19 protein-coding genes, 3 tRNA genes and 1 pseudogene are annotated in these 20,418 nt (G+C 56.9%); 16 read left to right on the forward strand and 7 right to left on the reverse strand.

Annotated features, from left to right (window positions below):
• Nucleotide 1 precedes the first annotated feature (1 nt).
• From yidC to rpmH, 4 genes are all read right to left on the reverse strand, one after another.
• Nucleotides 2-961, reverse strand: a complete 960-nt coding sequence (yidC, locus tag CQ017_RS12970; protein ID WP_105554051.1) for a membrane protein insertase YidC — start codon at nt 959-961, stop codon at nt 2-4.
• Complete coding sequence (gene yidD / locus CQ017_RS12975) at nt 961-1,338, reverse strand: membrane protein insertion efficiency factor YidD (protein WP_096282907.1); 378 nt, start codon at nt 1,336-1,338, stop codon at nt 961-963. The genes yidC and yidD overlap by 1 nt, the downstream gene beginning before the upstream one ends.
• Complete coding sequence (gene rnpA / locus CQ017_RS12980; protein WP_105554052.1) at nt 1,338-1,688, reverse strand: ribonuclease P protein component; 351 nt, start codon at nt 1,686-1,688, stop codon at nt 1,338-1,340. Before rnpA ends, yidD begins: the two co-directional genes overlap by 1 nt.
• Nucleotides 1,689-1,752: 64 nt before the next feature.
• Entirely contained in the window at nt 1,753-1,890 is a 138-nt protein-coding gene (rpmH, locus tag CQ017_RS12985; protein ID WP_096257183.1) for a 50S ribosomal protein L34, read from the reverse strand.
• Nucleotides 1,891-2,403: 513 nt separating this feature from the next.
• Here rpmH and dnaA point away from each other — a divergent pair.
• The 11 genes from dnaA to CQ017_RS13035 all read left to right on the forward strand — a co-directional run bounded on the left by dnaA (nt 2,404) and on the right by CQ017_RS13035 (nt 13,414).
• Nucleotides 2,404-3,840 carry a chromosomal replication initiator protein DnaA gene (gene dnaA, locus CQ017_RS12990; protein ID WP_096282910.1) on the forward strand — a complete coding sequence of 479 codons (1,437 nt, stop codon included), beginning with the start codon at nt 2,404-2,406 and terminating at the stop codon, nt 3,838-3,840.
• A gap of 468 nt (nt 3,841-4,308) precedes the next feature.
• On the forward strand, nt 4,309-5,436 hold the full coding sequence (gene dnaN / locus CQ017_RS12995) for a DNA polymerase III subunit beta (RefSeq protein WP_096282911.1): 1,128 nt from the start codon (nt 4,309-4,311) through the stop codon (nt 5,434-5,436).
• Nucleotides 5,437-5,495: 59 nt separating this feature from the next.
• A complete protein-coding gene (recF, locus tag CQ017_RS13000) occupies nt 5,496-6,659 on the forward strand; it encodes a DNA replication/repair protein RecF (protein WP_105554129.1) in 1,164 nt (387 codons plus the stop codon).
• Nucleotides 6,652-7,179, forward strand: a complete 528-nt coding sequence (locus CQ017_RS13005) for a DUF721 domain-containing protein (protein ID WP_105554053.1) — start codon at nt 6,652-6,654, stop codon at nt 7,177-7,179. The genes recF and CQ017_RS13005 overlap by 8 nt, the downstream gene beginning before the upstream one ends.
• 342 nt (nt 7,180-7,521) lie before the next feature.
• A complete protein-coding gene (gene gyrB / locus CQ017_RS13010; RefSeq protein WP_219843944.1) occupies nt 7,522-9,519 on the forward strand; it encodes a DNA topoisomerase (ATP-hydrolyzing) subunit B in 1,998 nt (665 codons plus the stop codon).
• A 60-nt stretch (nt 9,520-9,579) separates the two neighbouring features.
• Nucleotides 9,580-12,207, forward strand: coding sequence for a DNA gyrase subunit A (gene gyrA / locus CQ017_RS13015; protein WP_105554054.1), 2,628 nt, complete (start codon nt 9,580-9,582; stop codon nt 12,205-12,207).
• The gene (locus CQ017_RS13020) at nt 12,204-12,818 is read left to right on the forward strand and encodes a DUF3566 domain-containing protein (RefSeq protein ID WP_105554055.1); all 615 of its coding nucleotides are present in this window, start codon (nt 12,204-12,206) and stop codon (nt 12,816-12,818) included. The genes gyrA and CQ017_RS13020 overlap by 4 nt, the downstream gene beginning before the upstream one ends.
• A gap of 118 nt (nt 12,819-12,936) precedes the next feature.
• Nucleotides 12,937-13,010 (forward strand) — tRNA-Ile (locus CQ017_RS13025).
• Between the two features lie 31 nt (nt 13,011-13,041).
• Nucleotides 13,042-13,161, forward strand: coding sequence for a DLW-39 family protein (locus tag CQ017_RS18235; RefSeq protein ID WP_217990318.1), 120 nt, complete (start codon nt 13,042-13,044; stop codon nt 13,159-13,161).
• An 8-nt stretch (nt 13,162-13,169) separates the two neighbouring features.
• Nucleotides 13,170-13,242: transfer RNA gene (locus tag CQ017_RS13030), tRNA-Ala, on the forward strand.
• Between the two features lie 99 nt (nt 13,243-13,341).
• Nucleotides 13,342-13,414: transfer RNA gene (locus CQ017_RS13035), tRNA-Ala, on the forward strand.
• A gap of 76 nt (nt 13,415-13,490) precedes the next feature.
• On the opposite strand, the gene CQ017_RS13040 is transcribed toward CQ017_RS13035, so the two are convergent.
• Nucleotides 13,491-14,633, reverse strand: a complete 1,143-nt coding sequence (locus tag CQ017_RS13040; protein ID WP_105554056.1) for a glycosyltransferase family 1 protein — start codon at nt 14,631-14,633, stop codon at nt 13,491-13,493.
• A gap of 972 nt (nt 14,634-15,605) precedes the next feature.
• Between CQ017_RS13040 and CQ017_RS18505 the strand changes: the two are divergent.
• Nucleotides 15,606-15,923: pseudogene (locus tag CQ017_RS18505) on the forward strand (EamA family transporter); the annotation flags it as partial.
• A 24-nt stretch (nt 15,924-15,947) separates the two neighbouring features.
• Nucleotides 15,948-16,454 (forward strand): DMT family transporter, encoded by a 507-nt coding sequence (locus CQ017_RS18510; RefSeq protein ID WP_308729562.1) that lies wholly within the window; start codon nt 15,948-15,950, stop codon nt 16,452-16,454.
• Here CQ017_RS18510 and CQ017_RS13050 read toward each other — a convergent pair.
• Nucleotides 16,451-16,654 carry a hypothetical protein gene (locus tag CQ017_RS13050; protein WP_105554058.1) on the reverse strand — a complete coding sequence of 68 codons (204 nt, stop codon included), beginning with the start codon at nt 16,652-16,654 and terminating at the stop codon, nt 16,451-16,453. The genes CQ017_RS18510 and CQ017_RS13050 overlap by 4 nt on opposite strands.
• A gap of 168 nt (nt 16,655-16,822) precedes the next feature.
• Between CQ017_RS13050 and CQ017_RS13055 the strand changes: the two genes are divergently transcribed.
• Nucleotides 16,823-17,368 (forward strand): peptidylprolyl isomerase, encoded by a 546-nt coding sequence (locus CQ017_RS13055; protein ID WP_105554059.1) that lies wholly within the window; start codon nt 16,823-16,825, stop codon nt 17,366-17,368.
• A 248-nt stretch (nt 17,369-17,616) separates the two neighbouring features.
• Entirely contained in the window at nt 17,617-18,324 is a 708-nt protein-coding gene (locus CQ017_RS13060; RefSeq protein WP_181150552.1) for a rhomboid family intramembrane serine protease, read from the forward strand.
• 494 nt (nt 18,325-18,818) lie between these two features.
• On the opposite strand, the gene CQ017_RS13065 is transcribed toward CQ017_RS13060, so the two are convergent.
• The gene (locus CQ017_RS13065) at nt 18,819-19,433 is read right to left on the reverse strand and encodes a LysE/ArgO family amino acid transporter (RefSeq protein ID WP_105554061.1); all 615 of its coding nucleotides are present in this window, start codon (nt 19,431-19,433) and stop codon (nt 18,819-18,821) included.
• Nucleotides 19,434-19,504: 71 nt separating this feature from the next.
• Here CQ017_RS13065 and CQ017_RS13070 point away from each other — a divergent pair, with 71 nt between their 5' ends.
• Complete coding sequence (locus CQ017_RS13070) at nt 19,505-20,389, forward strand: ArgP/LysG family DNA-binding transcriptional regulator (RefSeq protein WP_181150553.1); 885 nt, start codon at nt 19,505-19,507, stop codon at nt 20,387-20,389.
• The last annotated feature ends 29 nt before the right edge of the window (nt 20,390-20,418 follow it).

Here is a 20,418-nt window from a genome sequence, read left to right on the forward strand (position 1 = left end):
ACTACTTCTTCCGGCGATTCTTACGCTTTGGCTGCTCGCGCTGGCCCTTAGGTTCTTCGATCGCTGGGGTCTCGGACTCATCCAGCTTCTTCTGTCCCACAGGAGGCAAACCCTTGGCAGCGCGACGAGCGTTGAGTTCGCGTTCTGCCTCAGAGCCTGGAGTTGGGTTGTTGCGAATGACCCAGAACTGCTGTCCCAAGGTCCAAAGGTTCGATGCGGTCCAGTAGATCAGCACGCCGATTGGGAAGTTAATACCACCGATGCCGAAGACCAGAGGCAGGATGTAGAGCATCATCTTCTGCTGCTGCATGAACGGGCCCTGCAGGGCTTCCTGGCTCATGTTCTTGGTCATCAGCTGGCGCTGGGTGAAGAACTGCGAGGCGGTCATCGCGAGGATCATGATGACCGCAACGATGATTACTGCCCAGTTGATGGCACCGGAATTGATGGTGCCCAAGAAGGTCTCGGAAAGCGGTGCCCCGAGGATCGAGGACTGGTCGAAGCTGCGGATATGGTCAGCGGACAAGGCACCGATTGAACGGCCGTCATCGCTGGCACGGGAAGCTTCGTTAAGCACGCGGAAGAGGGCGAAGAAGAATGGCATCTGCACGAGCAGAGGCAGGCAGGAAGACAGTGGGTTGGTCTTGTGCTTCTTGAACAGCGCCTGCTGTTCTTGCACCATGGCCTGACGCGACATCTGGTCGGTCTTGCCCTTGTACTTCGCCTGGAGCTTGCGCAGGTCGGGCTGCAGCGCCTGCATCGCACGCTGGCTCTTGATCTGCTTGACGAAGACCGGAATCAGCAGTGTACGGATGAGCAGAACCAGGAAGATGATGGACAAGGTCCAGGTCACTCCCGAGCCCTCGTCCATACCCATGATGGTGAACAGTTCGTGGAAGGCCCACAGGACCCACGACACGGAATACGTGAACGGAGTCAATATGGTGTCTAGAAAGTTCATTAGCGGTCAAGCTCCTTGTGGCCGCTATCCGCGGCGTCTTCATCGTCGGGAATCACAGGATGATTCAGAACTATGATCCTCGGCAGTTTACCTTCGGGCCAAATCCGTGGACCCTCCGGAACGTGGTCTACGCCGCCGTGGGAAAATGGATTACACCTCAGAACCCGCCAGGCAGTCAAGACGATACCTTTGACGGCACCGTGCTGAGTCACCGCTTCGAGCCCATAGGCAGAACAGCTAGGAAAGTATCGGCATACATCGCCATAAATTGGCGAGATGATCTTTCGGTAGAACTTAAGAAACCCGATAAGAAGATTGCGTGGAATATCAATGATGAACCACACAGGTCCGGTTCGGAAAGCTAAGTCCTTACGCATCAGCGGACCTCTGTTTTACGAAGCACGGATGCGAAAGCAGTGTTGACCTGTGATCGCAGCTCTTCCCAAGAGAGCTCAGCAGCTCCAGGCAGGGCACGAACGACGATATCCAGGTTTCCATCCACGCGCCTAAGCTCGTGGGCAACTTCGCGCATGCGACGTTTCGCCAGGTTCCGCTTAACCGCAATTCCCACTGCCTTGGAGACAATAAATCCAAACCGGTCCCCCATGCCCCCTTCGGGGCGAGGGCGTGCATATAGCACGACGTTCCGGCGTCCGCTTCGGGCGCCGGAACGTACAGTGACTGTAAGGTCTTGCGCTAAGCGCAATCGCTGATTCTTTGGCAACATTTTTGGCCTAGACGGATCTAGTCGAGTCCATCAGAACTATGCAGCCAAAAGCTGATCCACAAATTTATGCGGAAAGCTCGGTGCGGCTCTTGCCGCGACGAGCCGAAAGAATTGCGCGACCCGCACGGGTACGCATACGAAGACGGAAACCGTGCTTCTTAGCACGACGACGGTTGTTTGGCTGAAAAGTCCGCTTGCTCACGGTGACACTCCAAGAATTTTAAGTGATGCGCCGTACCCGCTACTAGCTAGCTGGATAACAACAGGCTGACGCTCGTTCTTTATAAAATGCGTGATTTCGCGGGCTCTTCTAAAAACTGAGCAGGTCACAAAACGCACACATAGGACTGAATAACGATAGGAAAATTTGAGCCGTAGGTCAAATTGGCGCGCGGTAACAGCGCCCCTGTGAATATCAGAGCGCTGCCTGTGAATAATCTACCCCAAACTTGTGGATTACGACAGCTTTCAACGAAAGACACCTCACATTCTGACGCGAAAAACCACGTCAAAGCGGCCCTCAAAAGCCTAGATTTCAAGGGAAAAGACGTTTTCCACAGCCAAACCGCTAACTTTTTCCACCAGACTGTGCATAACCATGTGGATAGTGGATAGAATCAGTGGTGATAGCGTCGCCAGAATGGCGAAAACAAAGCCGAAAATCGGGTTTTGTGTGATCAACATTGCATTAAATGATGGAAGTGGGACGCCCTTAGTGAGTAGCGACGAGACCAATAGTATTGGGAGCTCCTGGCGTCAAGTCATCCGCAAGATCGAAGACGACGATCGGGTTAAAGCCCGCCACCGTCCGTTTGTGTCCTTAGCCAAGCCCCAGGGTCTCATCGGAAGTACCCTTCTTGTTGCAGTGCCAAATGACCTCACCCGTGACATTCTGCAGACTCAACTACGCGAGCCGCTGGATCAAGCACTGCGCGAAGTCTTCCAGGACGATATTCGTTGCGCGGTAAGCGTCGACCTGTCTCTGGCCGAAGACGTCGAACAGCCGGTCGAGGAAAAACCAGCACCTGTTTCCACCCCAGCCCCGGTTCCGGAGACTCCCGGCCCACGCCCACAGCCGGCGCCCCAGCCGACTCCCCCCTCAAATTCCCAAGAGTTCGGTCGCCTGAATCCGAAGTACATATTCGATACCTTCGTGATCGGCTCTTCGAATCGATTTGCGCATGCGGCCGCCGTTGCCGTTGCCGAAGCGCCGGCGAAGGCCTACAACCCGCTATTCATCTACGGCGATTCTGGTTTGGGTAAGACGCACCTACTTCATGCGATTGGGCATTACGCGCGTCACCTCTACAAGGGCATTCGTGTTCGCTACGTGAATTCCGAAGAATTCACCAACGATTTCATCAACTCCATCCGTGATGACGAGGGTGCCAGTTTCAAACAGACCTACCGCAACGTCGACATTCTGCTGATTGACGATATTCAGTTCTTGGCAAATAAGGACGCGACGCAAGAAGAGTTCTTCCACACCTTCAATGCCCTGCATAATCACAACAAGCAGGTAGTGATCACCTCCGACTTGCCGCCGAAGCAGCTCCAGGGCTTTGAAGATCGAATGCGTTCACGCTTCGAATGGGGTTTGCTTACCGATATCCAGCCGCCTGAATTGGAAACTCGAATTGCGATCTTGCGCAAGAAGGCGGATGCGGAGAACCTTTCTGCCCCGGGCGACGTGATGGAATACATTGCTTCACGCATCTCTACGAATATCCGTGAGCTCGAGGGTGCACTCATTCGAGTGACGGCCTTCGCCTCATTGAATAACCAGCAAGTAGACCTTGCCCTGGCCGAAACCGTTCTGAAGGATTTGATCAGCGCCGACGGTGCCCAGGAGATCACGCCCTCAACCATCATCAAGCAGACCGCCGAATACTTCGGACTGAGCATTGATGAGCTCAACAGTAAGTCACGTACTCGAACGCTGGTCACTGCACGTCAGATCGCGATGTACCTCCTGCGGGAATTGACCGATATGTCTCTGCCGAAGATCGGTGCCGAACTCGGTGGACGTGACCATACCACCGTGATCCATGCCGATCGCAAGATTCGTGAACTGATGGCCGAACGTCGTGCGATCTTCAACCAGGTGACAGAACTGACAAACCGCATCAAACAAAGCCAGCGCGAGCACTGATTCACGAAAATCACAGCTGTGGATAAGGCTGTGGAGTAGTTGGAGACAACCTGCGCATAACAAGCACCTCGAGTGTGGACTGCGAAAAGAGTGACACTGAGTTTCAACAGGGCACTGGAACTGAGTGTCACTCCCAGTCACAGATTGTTCACATGCACAATTGGTTCAATCTATGGGATCGCGGCGGTTGTCCACAGTATCCACAGGGGTTATTAACACTACTTCCTTTAAACACTTATTCATCCAAATAACGAGACCTCTCCCCGATACACCCGTTTTGAACGATTTTTTGTTCATAAGTTCGCTGCACTGCACACCTCGGAATCTTCTATGAAGCTTCATGAGGAAAGTCGTGGCAAGATTAAGTGGAGATATCGTGTAGCTACCTGCTCTATGCTTAAGAACTTGGCGGGAAACAAGCTTCTTGGCCTGACTTAAGACTTATGGGTTCCGAAAGGCGGATTTTTCGTGAAGTTCAGCGTTGAAAAGGATGTATTGGCAGACGCCGTTTCTTGGACCGCAAGGTCTCTAGCGCAGCGTCCACCATCTCCAGTACTTGCTGGCATTTTGATCACTACCCATGAGGGCATCGTTCGCCTTGAGGGATTTGATTACGAGATCTCATCCCATATTGAAATACCTGCCGATATAGCAGAACAGGGTGAAGTGCTGGTTTCTGGCAAGCTTCTTGCAGAAATTACCCGATCTTTGCCTAATTCAACGGTGACGCTGGAAACCGATGGCACGAAGATTACGGTTTCCTGCGGCCGTTCTCGTTTCCACTTGGCAACCATGCCCGTGGATGAATACCCGACGCTTCCTGCGCTTCCAGAAGTTGCGGGAACCATTAATGGACAGGCTTTCTCCGAAGCCGTATCGCAGGTCATCGTTGCTGCGTCCAAAGATGATACTCTTCCGGTTCTTACCGGCATCAAGGTAGAAATCGTAAACGATCTCATTACCTTCCTGGCTACCGACCGTTACCGCTTGGCGATGCGCGAACTGAACTGGTCCCCTAACCAGCCAGAAGTTTCTACCTCATTCTTGATCAAGGCGAAGACCTTGAGTGAAGTCGCGAAAACACTTTCGAGCGCCGGTGATTTGAAGCTGGCTATCAGCCCTAACGGCGAAATGATTGGTTTCGAAAGCGCCAATCGCCGAACCACCTCGCTGCTGATCAATGGCGACTATCCAAAGATTCGTTCGCTGTTCCCGGACAACACCCCCATCCATGCGACCGTTCGTACCAGCGATCTAATCGAAGCAGTACGCCGCGTCTCGGTGGTTGCCGAACGTAATACTCCGGTTCGCATGGCTTTCACCGATGGTCAGCTGACCCTGGATGCGGGAACCGGCGAAGATGCCCAGGCCGAAGAGGCGATCGTTGCTTCGCTTCGGGGTGAAGACATCACCGTGGCGTTCAACCCCACATTCCTGAGCGAGGGCCTAGGCTCCTTCAATACCGACTACGTGCGGTTCTCCTTCACCAGCGCACCTAAACCTGCGATGATCACCGGTCAGAAGCAGATCGACGAAGACGATCAGGACCAGTACCGGTACCTGGTCATGCCAGTTCGATTGCCAAACTCGAACTAGCAACAACCTCGCGGTGGATGGCCTGGCCATCCACCGCTTCGCAGCTTCCAGGACTCTCGGTGTATATCTCGCAGCTTTCCCTCACGAGCTTTCGCTCGTACGTGCAGGCCGACGTGCAACTTGCCCCGGGCATTAATGTACTGGTCGGCCCCAACGGTGTGGGCAAAACCAACATTGTTGAGGCCGTCGGCTATCTAGCGAATCTTTCCTCGCACCGGGTCAGTAGCGATGCCCCATTAATTCAATTCGGGTCCGAACGAGCACTGATCCGCGGCACCTTGCACCGCGGTTCCCAGACCTCCTCGCTCGAGGTCGAAATTACCAGCGGCAAGATCAACCGTGCCCGAATCAATCGGGCCAATCCGGTGCGAGCACGTGAAATTCTTGGACTCGTTCGAACCGTCCTGTTTGCTCCCGAGGACCTTGCCCTGATCAAGGGCGACCCCTCGAACCGTCGCCGCTTCCTGGACGAGATGCTCATCTCCCTGCGGCCCATCGAAGCCGGCACCAAAAACGACTACGAGCGAATCGTGAAGCAGCGCAATGCGTTGCTCAAATCGATCCGCGGGAAATCCAAATTGAATTCCTCGCAGGAAAGTACCCTGCAGGCTTGGGACATGCAGCTTGCGAACTGCGGGGCACGCCTCATCCGGGGACGGCTGAACGTCTTGGCGCTGCTGCGTCCGTACATGGAGGCCGCCTATGCGGACCTCGCCGATGGCAAGAAGCACGCCGGTGCAATCTATCGCTCCTCGCTCGAGGGAGAGAACGATGAGAATTCGCTTCCCGCCAACGATCTCGAGGCAATGGCCCAGGACGAGATTCGGGAATTGTTGCTGAATTCCATCGAGGCAAACCGATCACGTGAATTGGATCGCGGAATTTCTCTCTTCGGCCCGCATCGCGACGATCTGACCTTGACCTTGGGGGCGACCCCGGCGAAGGGCTACGCCTCACATGGCGAAACCTGGTCGTTTGCGCTCGCTTTGCGTTTGGCAGCCTACCGAGTCTTTGGCGATGACGATCCGCGAACCGGCTCGGGTCCAATCCTGATCCTCGATGATGTCTTTGCTGAGCTGGATGCGACTCGACGAGACAGGCTGGCTCATATTGTGTCCGGTGCCGAACAAGTTCTTGTCACGGCCGCGGTTGCCGCCGATGTCCCCGAAGCTTTGAAGGGGCATTTTTTCCAAGTCAGCCCCGGCCAGGTCAGCGATGTCTGAGGAAGAGCTCGACTCAGCCAAGGCGCTGCTCAATCGCATGCGAAAGCTTGCCGAGGAACGCGGAGAGCCGAGAATCGATGCGGCCCGAATGGAGCGGGTGAAGAAACGGCAGGCCGCTCGTCGCGGATTTGCCGCTCCCAAGGGCACCGCAAGCGAAGGATCTGCCCGTGACCCGCATGCCATCGGCGAAATCGTCAACAGAATGTCCAAATCCCGTGGCTGGAATACGCAAGTCGCCGTCGGTTCGGTACTTGGCCGGTGGGCAGAACTTGTCGGAGAAAACGTTGCGGCGCACTGCAAACCAGAATCCTTTGAAGATACGGTCGTCGTCGTGCGCTGCGATTCAACTTCCTGGGCCACGCAGTTACGCCTACTCAGCCATCAAATTTTGAAGAAAATCGATGCCGAACTAGGCCCTGGGATCGTGACTGTCATCAAGGTTCTGGGGCCCAACGCTCCATCGTGGCGGCACGGAATGCGTTCGGTCGCCGGACGTGGACCGCGAGACACCTACGGCTAAAAATGCTGGCACGGCATATGGCGCTCTAACGGACCCGGTGGCTGACTCCCCCCTCACCGGATCGCCCTCAACCGCTCAGAGAGACGGTTCTGTGGCTGCTACAGCCGATTTGAGCTTCAGGATCCCTATATATTTTGCTAAACGCGGTAGAATTAGCGGTAGTGAATGCGCGTTGTGCAGGTACGCCCTGCGCTCGTTGCACCCGACCATGATTTCTTGATACGCACCTCACTCAGGAGCGGCAGGGAATCGCGCGCCAAATTCGAGGAGTTCGTAGCACAAGTGTCTACCGAAAACGCTTCACCGCAGGAACCGGCCGAAAGCCAAGTACCCGCGGAATCGATGACTTCCAAAGTCGAACACACCTATGGCGCCCAGGACATTACCGTCCTCGAAGGACTCGAAGCGGTACGCAAACGTCCGGGCATGTACATCGGTTCCACCGGTCCACGAGGCCTGCACCACCTGGTATACGAGGTCGTCGATAACTCCGTCGATGAGGCATTGGCAGGCTACTGCGACACCATCGACATCACCTTGCAGGACGATGGTGGTGTCCGTGTCGAGGACAATGGACGTGGCATTCCCACCGACATGCACCCAACCGAAGGCAAACCTGCCGTAGAGGTCGTCATGACAATCCTGCACGCCGGCGGCAAATTTGGCGGAGGCAGCTACGCGGTTTCCGGCGGTTTGCACGGTGTGGGCATTTCCGTGGTCAACGCCCTCTCGCGCCGCGTCGATACCGTGGTTCGCCAGAAGGGCCATGCCTGGCGGATTTCCTTTGCCAACGGTGGGGTCACCACGCAGCCGCTGACCAAGGGCGAAGAAACCGACGTCACCGGCACCACCCAGACGTTCTACCCGGACCCGGAGATCTTCGAGACCGTAGAGTTCGATTTCGAAACCCTGCGTGCCCGCTTCCAGCAGATGGCGTTCCTGAATAAGGGATTGCGTATCCGCCTGACCGACGAGCGCGTCGTCGAAGAGGTCGAAGCAGAGGTCGAGGAAGAGCGTGAGAACCAGGTAGTCAAGCCCCGCGTGGTCGACTACCTGTACAAGGACGGCCTGCTGGACTATGTCAAGCACCTGAACTCCGCCAAGAAGGTCGAGCTGGTCCACGAGGAGGTCATCGCCTTCGAGGCCGAAGACACCGCCCGCGGCATCAGCGTTGAAATCGCCATGCAGTGGACCAGCGCCTACTCGGAATCGGTGCACACCTACGCGAACACCATCAACACCCATGAAGGCGGAACTCACGAAGAAGGCTTCCGCGCGGCGCTGACCGGGCTGCTCAACCGGTACGCCCGCGATAACAAGATCCTGCGCGAGAAAGACGACAACCTCTCCGGGGATGACGCCCGCGAAGGGTTGACGGCGGTGCTTTCGGTGAAGCTTTCCGAACCGCAGTTCGAAGGCCAGACCAAAACCAAGCTGGGCAACTCGATGGCCCGTGGCTTCGTCCATGGTGTGGTCAACGACGAACTGGGCGACTGGTTCGAGCGCAACCCGAACGTGGCCCGCGATATCATCCGCAAGGCCCAGCTCGCCTCCCAGGCCCGCATGGCGGCCCGCAAGGCGCGCGACAATGCGCGCCGCAAGTCGCCGATGGAATCCTTCGGCATGCCCGGCAAGCTCTCGGACTGCTCCTCGAAGAACCCCGCCGAGTGCGAGGTGTTCATCGTCGAGGGTGACTCCGCAGGCGGCTCGGCCAAGCGTGGACGCGACCCGCACACCCAGGCCATCTTGCCGCTGCGCGGCAAGATCCTGAACGTCGAGCGTGCCCGCCTGGACCGCGCGCTGGGCAACGCCGAGGTGCAGGCGATGATCACCGCCTTCGGCACCGGCATCGGCGAAGAGTTCGACATGGCCAAGCTGCGCTATCACAAGATCGTGCTGATGGCCGACGCCGACGTCGACGGCCAGCACATCACCACGCTGCTGCTGACGCTGATCTTCCGCTTCATGCGCCCGCTGATCGAACACGGCTACGTGTACCTGGCCAGCCCGCCGCTGTATCGCATCAAGTGGACCAACGCGGCCCACGAGTACGTCTTCACGGACCGCGAACGCGATGACGCCCTGGTCAAGGGCGCCGCCGCGAATAAGCGCATCCCGAAGGAAAACGGCATCCAGCGCTACAAGGGCCTGGGCGAGATGGACTACTCGGAGCTGTGGGACACCACCATGGATCCGGCCCATCGTGTTCTGCGCCAGGTGGCCATGGACGATGCGGCCGCCGCGGACGAGGTCTTCTCCGTGCTGATGGGCGAGGACGTAGAGTCCCGCCGCAACTTCATTCAGCAGAACGCCAAGGACGTGCGCTTCCTGGATATCTAACGCGCGCTCCGCGCAGCGAAACGATAACCAGTAACGAATTTTGACTTGTAAAGGGATGAAATGAGCGACGAGCAAACCCCGGGGAACGAACCGTTGGACGGGGAAATCGTGCCCGCACTTGAGGGCCACGACAAGATCGACCAGATCGATCTGCAGACCGAAATGCAGCGGTCCTACCTTGACTATGCGATGGCCGTGATCGTGGGCCGTGCGCTGCCCGACGTGCGCGACGGGCTGAAGCCGGTGCACCGCCGCGTGCTGTACGCAATGTACGACGGCGGCTACCGCCCCGAGCGTTCGTACAACAAGTGCGCCCGCGTGGTTGGCGAGGTCATGGGCCAGTACCACCCGCACGGCGACACCGCGATCTACGATGCGCTGGTCCGGCTGATCCAGGACTGGGTCATGCGCTACCCGCTGGCTTTGGGCCAGGGCAACTTCGGTTCCCCGGGCAACGATGGCGCCGCCGCCCAGCGTTACACCGAAACCAAAATGGCCCCGCTGGCCATGGAAATGGTCCGCGACATCAACGAAGACACCGTTGATTTCCAGGACAACTACGACGGCAAGAACCAGGAACCAACGGTGCTGCCGGCACGGTTCCCGAACCTTCTGGTCAACGGCTCCTCGGGGATCGCGGTCGGCATGGCCACCAACATTCCGCCGCATAACCTGCGCGAGGTCGCCGAGGGCGTGCAGTGGTACCTGCAGAATCCCGAGGTCACCCGCGAAGAACTGCTTGCCGCGCTGATGCAGCGGGTGAAGGGCCCGGACTTCCCATCCGGCGCGATGATCCTGGGCACCAAGGGCATTTCGGATGCCTACCGCACCGGCCGCGGCTCGATCACCATGCGCGCCGTGGTCAACGTCGAGGAAATCCAGGGGCGCGCCTGCCTGGTTGTCACCGAACTGCCGTATATGGCGAACCCGGATAACCTCGCGGTGAAGATCGCCGAGCTGGTCCGCGACGGCAAGATCGCCGGCATCGCCGATATGCGCGACGAGACCTCCGGCCGCACCGGCCAGCGCCTGGTGATCGTGCTCAAGCGCGACGCCGTGGCCAAGGTGGTGCTGAACAACCTCTACAAGCACACCGAACTGCAGTCGAACTTCTCCGCGAATATGCTCGCGATCGTCGACGGGGTGCCGCGCACCCTGCCGCTGGATGGCTTCATCCGCCACTGGGTGACCCACCAGATCGAAGTGATCGTGCGCCGCACCAAGTACCGGCTGAAGAAGGCCGAAGAAGAGGCCCACATCCTGCGCGGCCTGCTCAAGGCCCTGGATGCCTTGGACGAGGTGATCGCGTTGATCCGCCGGTCCTCCACCACCGAGGCAGCCCGCGACGGGCTGATGGAACTGCTGGACATCGACGAGGCCCAGTCCCGGGCCATCCTCGACATGCAGTTGCGCCGGCTGGCCGCCCTGGAACGCCAGAAAATCCAGGATCGCCACGCCGAACTGGAAACGATGATCACCGAGTTCAAGCAGATCATCGGCGATCCGCAGCGCCAGCGCACCATCGTCTCGGAAGAACTTGCCGAGATCGTGGACAAGCACGGCGATGACCGCCGCACCAAGGTGCTCATGGGATTCGACGGTGATATGAACGTCGAAGACCTGATTCCCGAAGAGGAAATGGTCGTCACCATCACCCGCGGCGGCTACGTGAAGCGCACCCGTATCGACAACTACCGTTCGCAGCAGCGCGGCGGCAAGGGCATCAAGGGTGCCAACCTGCGCGGGGACGACGTGGTGGAGCACTTCTTCGTGACCTCCACGCACAACTACCTGCTGTTCTTCACCAACCATGGCCGGGTGTACCGCACCAAGTGCTACGAATTGGCCGAAGCAGGACGCGACGCGAAGGGGCAGCACGTGGCCAACGTGATGGCCTTCCAGCCCGACGAGCACATCGCCCAGGTGCTGGATCTGCGCACCTACCAGGATGCCGAGTACCTGATGCTCGCCACCCGCAACGGCCTGGTGAAGAAGACCCGGCTGGAGGATTACGACACCAACCGCACCGCCGGTGTGATCGCCATCAACCTGCGCGAGGATGACGAATTGGTCTCCGCGCAGCTCGTTAGCGAATCAGATGACGTGATGCTCGTCTCACGCAAGGGCCAGTCGGTGCGCTTCACCGCGACCGATACGGCGCTGCGTCCGATGGGCCGCGCCACCTCCGGGGTGACCGGAATGAAGTTCCGCGAGCACGACGAACTGCTCGCCGCCGAGGTGGTCCGCGCGGACTCCTTCGTCTTCACCGTCACCAACGAGGGCTATGCGAAGCGCACCACGGTCGAAGAATATCGTGTGCAATCACGCGGTGGTTTGGGCATTAAGGTCGCTAAACTCAACGAGGAACGCGGCGAATTGGTCGGTGCGTTGATCGTCGACAACAGCGATGAGGTGCTCGTGGTGATGGCCTCGGGCAAGGTCGTCCGCTCGGCAGTTTCGCAGGTCCCTTCCAAGGGCCGCGACACCATGGGCGTGATCTTTGCGAAGCCCGATAAGAAGGACCATATTATTGCGGTTGCCAAGAACTCTGAGACGGAGCTCGAAGAGAACTTGGAGGAAGATGCCGTAACGTTGAATTCAGAAAACATGACAGATGAGTCATCTGCTGTGCCTGAAATCGCTTCGGACGCACAGAGCGATGACACCGATAACGGAGGTAACGCATGAGCACGCCCTCGACGCCTCGCCCAAGTGGCAGCGCCCCGAAGAGCGCAGCGCCGCGACCTACCCAGGTAAAGCGCCCAGCGCCAACCTCGAATGGCAACCGTCCGACCGGCGCCCGACCGGCGCCGACCGGCCAGCAGCGCCCAGCTGCCGGAGCACCGCGCCCAGCCGCCGGGGCACCGCGCCCGGGAACCGGTCAGCAGCGCCCAACCCAGTCGCAGGAACGCCTCGTCCGCCCCGCACCGAAGGCGAAGGTGCGCAAGGCGCGGCTGCTTGCTTCGAAGGTTGAACCGTTCTCGGTACTCAAACTTGCCTTCCTGCTATCGGTAGCCTTCGGTGTGATCACCGTGGTGGCATCCGTGGCAATCTGGGCACTGCTGGATTTGACCGGAACCTTCGATTCCTTCAATCAGTTGATGCGTGACGCAATCGGTGCCGAGGGAACCTTCGACCTGCGAGATGTCGTCTCGCTGGGCCAGGTAGCCTCGTACGCAACGATCATCGCGGTGATCAACGTCGTGGTGATCTCCGTGCTCTCGATGCTCGGAGCGGTGTTGTACAACATTGCCTCCTCGCTCGTTGGCGGCGTCGGAGTTACCCTCACGGACGACTAAGAACGTGCTAGTCGAGCCCGGGTTTCGTGCTGTGATGCATGACACCCGGGCTCGATTTGTATCTTCTTGCAAACCCCGGTAAAGTTTTATTTCGTTCCGAAGGGAATGAAAAAGGTAAGGGCGTATAGCTCAGGCGGTTAGAGCGCTTCGCTGATAACGAAGAGGTCCCTGGTTCAAGTCCAGGTACGCCCACGGAATCCTTACCGGCGAGAAAGAGGGTAGAATGAAAAAGCTCCTGATTCTCGGGACGATTGCGGCTGCTGCGGTAGTCCTAATCAAGAAGGTGAAGGATTCTTCGGAAATCAAGGAAACTTGGCAACAGGTAACCGACAAGGTTTCCTAACGCTTTTCGGGGCCTTAGCTCAGTTGGTAGAGCGCCTGCTTTGCAAGCAGGATGTCAGGAGTTCGAATCTCCTAGGCTCCACAGGTTAGATTGGCGGAAAGCAGAAGCTTTCCGCCAATTCTTTTCCAAAGACGAGGTGTGAATTCCTCGGAAAGTGAAAATCTTTCGATAATAGAATACGGGGCCTTAGCTCAGTTGGTAGAGCGCCTGCTTTGCAAGCAGGATGTCAGGAGTTCGAATCTCCTAGGCTCCACAGAATGAAAAGGGCGGAAAGCAATCAGCTTTCCGCCCTTTCGCTTTACCCAAGAGCCACGAAACAAACGATGCGACTACTGGCTGACGCGAGCACGCATCACATTCTTGTAATGGCCGAGCAATTGTTCACCGATACTGAACCACGTGCGCTCTTGCACGCTCAGATAGGCGGTTCGAGCAAATGCCAGCCGCTTGGCATCATCGTAAATGAGGTCGCTCACCCGGGCGCGAAGCTCATTGAGATCTCCCGGGGCGTAAAGCCACCCTGTGCGCGAGGAATCCACTAAATCCAGTGGCCCTCCCCTGCCCACCGCTACGACCGGCACAGCACAAGCCATGGCTTCTTGGATGGTTTGGCAGAAAGTTTCCGAGGCGCCCGGATGAACGAACACATCAAAGGATGCAATGACTTCCGCTAGACGGGTACCCGAGAGGAAGCCGGTGAAGTGGGCATCGGGCAACGCGTTGCGTAGTTCGTCTTCCAAAGGCCCGGAACCAACCACCACGATTCGGGTGTTCGGCAGCGAATTGAGCACTCGAAGATCTGCCACCTGCTTCTCTGCGGCCAGGCGACCCACATAGCCAATGATGCGTTCACCATTGGGTGCGATAGCCGTACGGAACTTAATATCGCGACGCTCTGGTGTGAACTGAACGGTGTCTACTCCCCTGCGCCCCCACGCGAGCCGTGTGACGCCCAGAGATTCGAGCTGACGCCGAGAAAAGGAACTTGGCACCAGCGTGAGGTCCGCGGCCGTGTGAATGGCTCTGACGTGTTCCCAGAGCCTCTCGGTGAGCCATGGCATCTTATAACGAGCCGCGTAGGTCGGCACTTCAGTTTGATACATCGCCAGCGTCGGGATATCCAATTCCTGCGCGGCGCGCAAGGCACGCCAGCCCAGGAGGAAAGGACTTGCCAGGTGAACTACGTCGGGAGCTTCCTTGGCCAGAATTTTTTTGAGCCGGCCTGAGCCTCCGGCGGCTAAACGCACTTCTGGATATCTGACCATGGCTACTGAAGGGACGGTGATTACCGGAAATCCCTTGTACGTCCGTGGCACGCTATGGCCCTTGAGCTCACCGGACAGTGAGCCCGCCGGGGTGATAACCACCGCGCTATGGCCGGTGAGGGCCAAATGATCGAGGGTCCTTAGGACCGAGTTGGTGACCCCATTGACGTGGGGCAGGAACGATTCAGCAACGATAGCAACCTTCACATCTCCATACTGCGGTTTCGGGGTAACGCCGAGCTTAACGTGCCCTACAGCGTTCATTAACTTCTAGCTTCGGCCATTCGCCAGGGAGTCATATCCCCGAAAAAATATCGAAGGAGTCTCTACCTAAGCAGCCGCCGAACATGGATCATGGAGGTGAACAGAAAGTAGCTCGAGACTCTCGACTCGCGGTTTCGCGTTTCCCGATACTTCTTCGGCATGGCGGCTTAGGCGGCCGGTTTCCCCGGGTGCTTGCTCGAATTGAATTTGTGGATCAATCCGCTGCTCATGGCCAACATGTTCCGCAGGGTCGCTCCTTGTCACTTCCTGACTTCGCTTTGGAATTCGAATCGCCGCTTCCGGTGGTGCCATTGCTTGGTTGGCCGGTGGCGATGACAAATGTAGCCAGCTGGTTCGCCGGACAGCACCTGCCGGTAGTCCCTGGCATGATGGCCAGAACCGTCGTTAGGATCGTACCGATCCCGGTGACCTGCGGCCTGCTGCTTCGGATGTTCTTGCATAAGCCAGTTCCAGCGAGGCTGCCCGCTTGCCACGGATTTCATGTTTCGCCATTTCCTTTGCCGCCCCGATTATCGTCGCCCTATGTGCTGGACCTATCCGAGTCGCTGGCTTATTAGTCTTGTTCACGGGGATTGTGCACAACTGCTTGGGGCTGGCCGTTGGCTAAGGGATTGCTGAATTGCTAGAGGGACCCGAAGCAATCAGTCCGACTACCGCCTTGGAATCCAGAATTCCCGGCGCGGTATTTTCAGTGTGGCGCAAATTATTGGGTCTTCGATGGCGGCATATTTGCTTCTTATGAGGGGCGAATAAATCGATATATAGGCATTTGAGTTGCGTGTATGCATAAATCCGTATATATAAATACGAATCTTTGCGGGCTGGCTTCAGTCACGGTTCAAGGCAGTGACCCCAAACTTGTAAACTTAGCCGGTGACGTTCTTATTGGCCGCGGTGGGAATACTCGGCATTTCAGCATCTGGCCCCATCATCGCGGCATTTCCCAGCGTCCCGGTGATGTCCATGGCCTTCTGGCGCAATGCGGCAGCGGCCCTCATTCTTGCCGCACCTTCCATCAGGAAGAATCCTCGGGCGTACCTGCAATTCACTCGCCGCGAATGGTTTTATCTTCTCGTGGCCGGCGGCGCGCTTGCCCTGCACTTTGTGTGTTTCATGTTTGCCGTCCGAATGACCAGCGTCGCAGCGGCAACCGCCCTAGTTTGCATTCAGGGCGTTTGGATAGCTTTGTTTCAATCCCTGCGCGGAGTTCGCTACCGCTCCCCGGTAATTATCGGTATGAGCGTCGCGATTCTAGGAGTAGTGACGATCACCGGATTCGACTTGGGGCAGGGGCGCACCGCATTCTTCGGAGACCTCTTAGCACTGGCCGGTGGCATCCTTGCAGCTATTTATACCTTCGCCGGCGCAGCGGCACGGCGCACCATGACGACGTCCAGGTACACCTCGATCTGCTATGCGGTCACCGCGATCTTGCTGCTACTGATGTGCTTGTTTACAGGCCAACCGCTCTGGGGATTTGATGCCTGGGGTTGGCTGGGGATCATCTTGCTGACGGTGTGCGCACAGTTATTTGGGCATACAGCGATGAACCATTTGTTGAGTGTTCTCGGTCCGTTGACGGTTTCGACCTTGATCTTGTTGGAGATTCCAGGCGCTGCCCTGCTCGCGGCTTTGCTCCTAGGTCAGGTGGTTCCTGTCGGGACCTATCTGGGTTTAGGGATTATTCTGGTGGGACTTGTTCTAGTAGTGCGTGGGCAGGCGAAGCCCAAACTTGAGGTTTAGTCCTCGGAGATAAGATTTTGGACTTCGGCGACATTCGCTTCGCGAGATTCAACAGGTTGCTGCGGCTCTGCGATTTTTGGTTCGTTTTCCCAAGGGTCCTCAACGGGCCTTGAAGCCTTCCACATGGCTACGCCTAAGGCCACGAGTCCGACGAACACGCCGAATGCCAAAAGTTTTCCTGCTGCACTTTTCTTGCTCATGGTTACTCCCTAATGAATCAATTTTCGTTACCAGCTACGTCCAGACTAGGCAGTTAGCTGATGCGAGGCCAGTGTTCAACAGACGCGCTCGGATAATCGCGCAAATGTTTCACTCAACGCGTACCCCAGCTTTGGCGGCCTCGCCCCTACTCATGGGAGAATAAAGCCATGACCGCAAACGCAACGCATAAAGCCACGATTCACACTACTTTGGGCGACATCGTCGTCGATCTTTTCGGCAACCACGCCCCGAAGACCGTAAAGAACTTCGTTGGCTTGTCGACCGGTGAGCAGGAATGGGTACATCCAGAATCCGGTGACAAGAAGACCAACACCCCGCTATACAGCGGGACCATCTTCCACCGCATCATCTCGGACTTCATGATTCAGGGTGGCGACCCACTGGGTCAGGGCTTCGGCGGCCCAGGCTACCAGTTCGATGACGAGATCCACCCAGAACTGAACTTCAACGAGCCATACAAGCTAGCCATGGCAAATGCCGGTATCCGCATGGGCCGTGGAACCAACGGTTCCCAGTTCTTCATCACCACCGTCCCAACCGCATGGTTGCAGGGCAAGCACACCATTTTCGGTGAAGTGACCGAAGCCGAATCACGCAAGATCGTCGACGCGCTGAACGCAGTTGCCACTGACGGCCGTGACAAGCCAGCGGAAGATGTTGTTATCAACTCGGTAGATATCGAGACCCTGTAACACCCTCTTTACCGACGTCGGCTCCGGTGATTCCCTAGTGGAGTCGCCGGAGCCGACGTATTTAACAGATAAACGCGCTAATGAGATCAAGGTTGAAATAGATGTCTTACGGTCAAGTGACTCCCGCGGGCCAAACCGCCCCCACCTGTTTTAGGCACCCCGAAACGATCTCATATGTGTCATGCACCCGCTGTGGTCGCCCGGTGTGCCCACGCTGTCAGGTTCCTGCGCCGGTCGGAGTACAGTGCGTGGAATGCGTCAACGAAGCAAACAGGAACATTCCTACACAGCGCACCGAATTCGGCGCACGAGCACGCCAAGGCGCCCCGATTATCACTTATTCGTTGATCGCACTCAACGTCGTGGCCTATATTGCCCAGTGGGTCATCCCGGGAACCACCGAGAATATGTGGCTGGTGCCCGCCTTGGCTGGATGGGAGCCCTGGCGCCTGATCACTAGCGCATTCGCTCACTCAACTGGATCCATTTTCCACCTAGCAATGAACATGTACGGGGTTTACCTCTGTGGTGTATTCCTGGAGCCTCGCTTAGGGCGGGCCCGCTTCGGCTGGTTGTATCTGCTCAGCGCTCTAGGCGGCTCACTGGGGATCCTGTTGCTTAGCCCCGCGTCGAGCGCCACCTTGGGCGCTTCGGGGGCACTGGCGGGACTATTCCTATCCCTCTTCGTGGTCTTCCGCACCAACAAGCAAGTCCTGCGGCAAATGGGTATCGTGCTGGCGCTAAATGTAGTGCTCGGCTTCGTCGTAGCGGGGATCTCCTGGCAAGGACATCTAGGTGGCGCCGTGATTGGCGCGCTAGCTGCTGCCTGCATCGTCCTGGTGCCACGTAATCCACAACGTTCGAAGATTCAGTTCACTTTGCTGGGGATTATGACGATACTTGTTGCCTTGGCGATATATCTTTCCGCGGCAGCGGTCAAATGGCCGATGGGCTAGTTCGAATTCTCTAGGCCCGAGTTATCCACACAATTTATCCACACTGTTAATAACTTACACCCGTGTAACTCACCCTTAGAGGTCAATCCCCCTCCCCCGAAACCACTGAACTTCCGCGGATATGCCATCCGAGGTATTGAATACGCACAGCTTTACCCACATTTGTGGATAACTTTTAAACAGGGCCTGTAGATAGCGTGGCTACGAAGGTGCGCCAGTGGTGGGATCACTTGTTCGAATTTTTAAGCGAATCGGAAAATTCTGGGGATATCCTCGATGCGGGCAAGATATCCACACGAGTAATCCACAGTGTTAATAACTTACAACCATGTGATTCCACGGTTGCTATTCGACTTTGACTAGGCATTTTATTTGGTTTGTACAAGTAGTTGCAGCACTATCCACACCTGTGGATAAAGTTGTGAACAAGTGAACGCGACCGTTCTCCACAGGGCGTGTGGATAAGCTGTTAATGCTGTGGATATCTGACGGGCCTAGCCAAAAAGCGGCAGTACTAGCAAGACGGCAAAAGTGGCCATGAAAACGCAGATGATCCCGTCAAGTACGCGCCAAGACTTGGCGCTGGAGAACACTCGGGCTAAGAACCTTGAGGCGTAGCCAAGCGCGACAAACCAGGTAATGCTGGCGGCTATCGCACCACCGGCGAAGTGCCATTTCCCCTCACCCTGCGTGACCGCCACCGAGCCTAGCAACAGCACGGTATCCACATATACATGCGGATTAAGCCAGGTCAACGCCAACGTGGCTAGTACGACGGATAGCCTGGCGGTCGGCGCCGAGGACTTCGATGTACTCAGAACACCCGGAGAAATTGCCCGGCGTAGCGCGAACATTGCATAGCAAGCAAGGAAGATGAACCCACCTACCCTCGCATAAATCAGAATCCACGGTGCACGCTCAATGATGGCCCCGATCCCGGACACGCCTGCAAGGATCAGCAAAATGTCTGACAGAGCGAAGATGCATACCGTCAGTAGTACGTGTTCTCGTCTGATTCCTTGGCGAAGAAGAAAGGCGTTCTGAGCTCCGATGGCAATGATTAGCGAAAGCCCTGTGGAGAAGCCGAGGATTGCTGACGTGTGGATCATGGGGTAACCGTAAAAGAAACCCTTCTTCGCTGTCGAACTTAAAAAACTGATGCTGCATTAGTATTTCTAATGTGAATCTTGATCTCGAGCACCTAGATACTCTTCTTGCGGTGGTGGATTCAGGCAGCTTTGACGATGCTTCTATCGACCTTGGAGTGACGCCGTCCGCAATCAGCCAACGTATAAAAGCCTTGGAAAGTCGACTCGGTTCAATATTGCTGGTGCGCAGTCGGCCAGTTAAACCAACGGAGAAGGGCGCAAGAGTTCTGCGCTATGCTAGACAGATTTCCTTGTTGGGCACAGAGTTCAGCCACGAACTCATGCGAGACGAGGTGCTACAGGGCAAAATAACGCTCTCGATCGGCGTAAATTCCGATTCTCTTGCGACCTGGTTTGCTCCCGTATTCACCGAACTGACTCGGTGGCCGCAACTTAGCTGCGAGATTCTACGCACCGACGAAAATCTCACCATGGAACTTCTACGCACCGGACGGGTCAGTGGCGTGGTGACTAACAGCCCGGAAGTAGCGCAGGGATGTTCCGTCCAACGACTGGGGGCTATGCGATACCGTGCGGTCGCCGCGCCAAACTTACTGAGCACGTGGACTGCCCAGGATCTGTCGCAAATGCCGATAGTACTTTTTGATCGAGAAGACCCGCTCCAGCACCAAATGCTTGAGCGTATTGACAGCTCAAAGAAGCGACCTACTGGAACTATTTATTACGTCCCGGATTCTTCGCAGTTTGTCCATGCAATACGCGCCGGCATGGGTTGGGGAATGGTGCCTGAGCAACAATTGTGCTTAGCGCCGGAGCTGAAGGTACTCGACGATAGTTGGTTCATCGACGTCCCCTTGTACTGGCAGCGCTGGTCGGTGGATTCACCTGCGCTTGACCGGCTCGGGTCCATATTGCTCAACGCCGCAGAGCAAAACGGGCTCGATTTGCTAATCTGAGGGGGAGTCGGCAGCAAGCCCACTCCCGG

Origin of the sequence: Arthrobacter sp. MYb224, assembly GCF_002975455.1 — a bacterium.
Taxonomy (GTDB): domain Bacteria; phylum Actinomycetota; class Actinomycetes; order Actinomycetales; family Micrococcaceae; genus Glutamicibacter.

Coding starts and splice junctions, on each gene's coding strand:
- yidC (WP_105554051.1), bottom strand. CDS start 961: ATGAACTTTCTAGACACCATATTGACTCCGTTCACGTATTCCGTGTCG.
- CQ017_RS18235 (WP_217990318.1), top strand. CDS start 13,042: ATGAAAAAGCTCCTGATTCTCGGGACGATTGCGGCTGCTGCGGTAGTC.
- CQ017_RS13005 (WP_105554053.1), top strand. CDS start 6,652: ATGTCTGAGGAAGAGCTCGACTCAGCCAAGGCGCTGCTCAATCGCATG.
- yidD (WP_096282907.1), bottom strand. CDS start 1,338: ATGCGTAAGGACTTAGCTTTCCGAACCGGACCTGTGTGGTTCATCATT.
- CQ017_RS13065 (WP_105554061.1), bottom strand. CDS start 19,433: ATGATCCACACGTCAGCAATCCTCGGCTTCTCCACAGGGCTTTCGCTA.
- CQ017_RS13050 (WP_105554058.1), bottom strand. CDS start 16,654: ATGAGCAAGAAAAGTGCAGCAGGAAAACTTTTGGCATTCGGCGTGTTC.
- gyrA (WP_105554054.1), top strand. CDS start 9,580: ATGAGCGACGAGCAAACCCCGGGGAACGAACCGTTGGACGGGGAAATC.
- CQ017_RS13020 (WP_105554055.1), top strand. CDS start 12,204: ATGAGCACGCCCTCGACGCCTCGCCCAAGTGGCAGCGCCCCGAAGAGC.
- rnpA (WP_105554052.1), bottom strand. CDS start 1,688: ATGTTGCCAAAGAATCAGCGATTGCGCTTAGCGCAAGACCTTACAGTC.
- CQ017_RS18510 (WP_308729562.1), top strand. CDS start 15,948: ATGAGCGTCGCGATTCTAGGAGTAGTGACGATCACCGGATTCGACTTG.
- gyrB (WP_219843944.1), top strand. CDS start 7,522: ATGACTTCCAAAGTCGAACACACCTATGGCGCCCAGGACATTACCGTC.
- CQ017_RS13055 (WP_105554059.1), top strand. CDS start 16,823: ATGACCGCAAACGCAACGCATAAAGCCACGATTCACACTACTTTGGGC.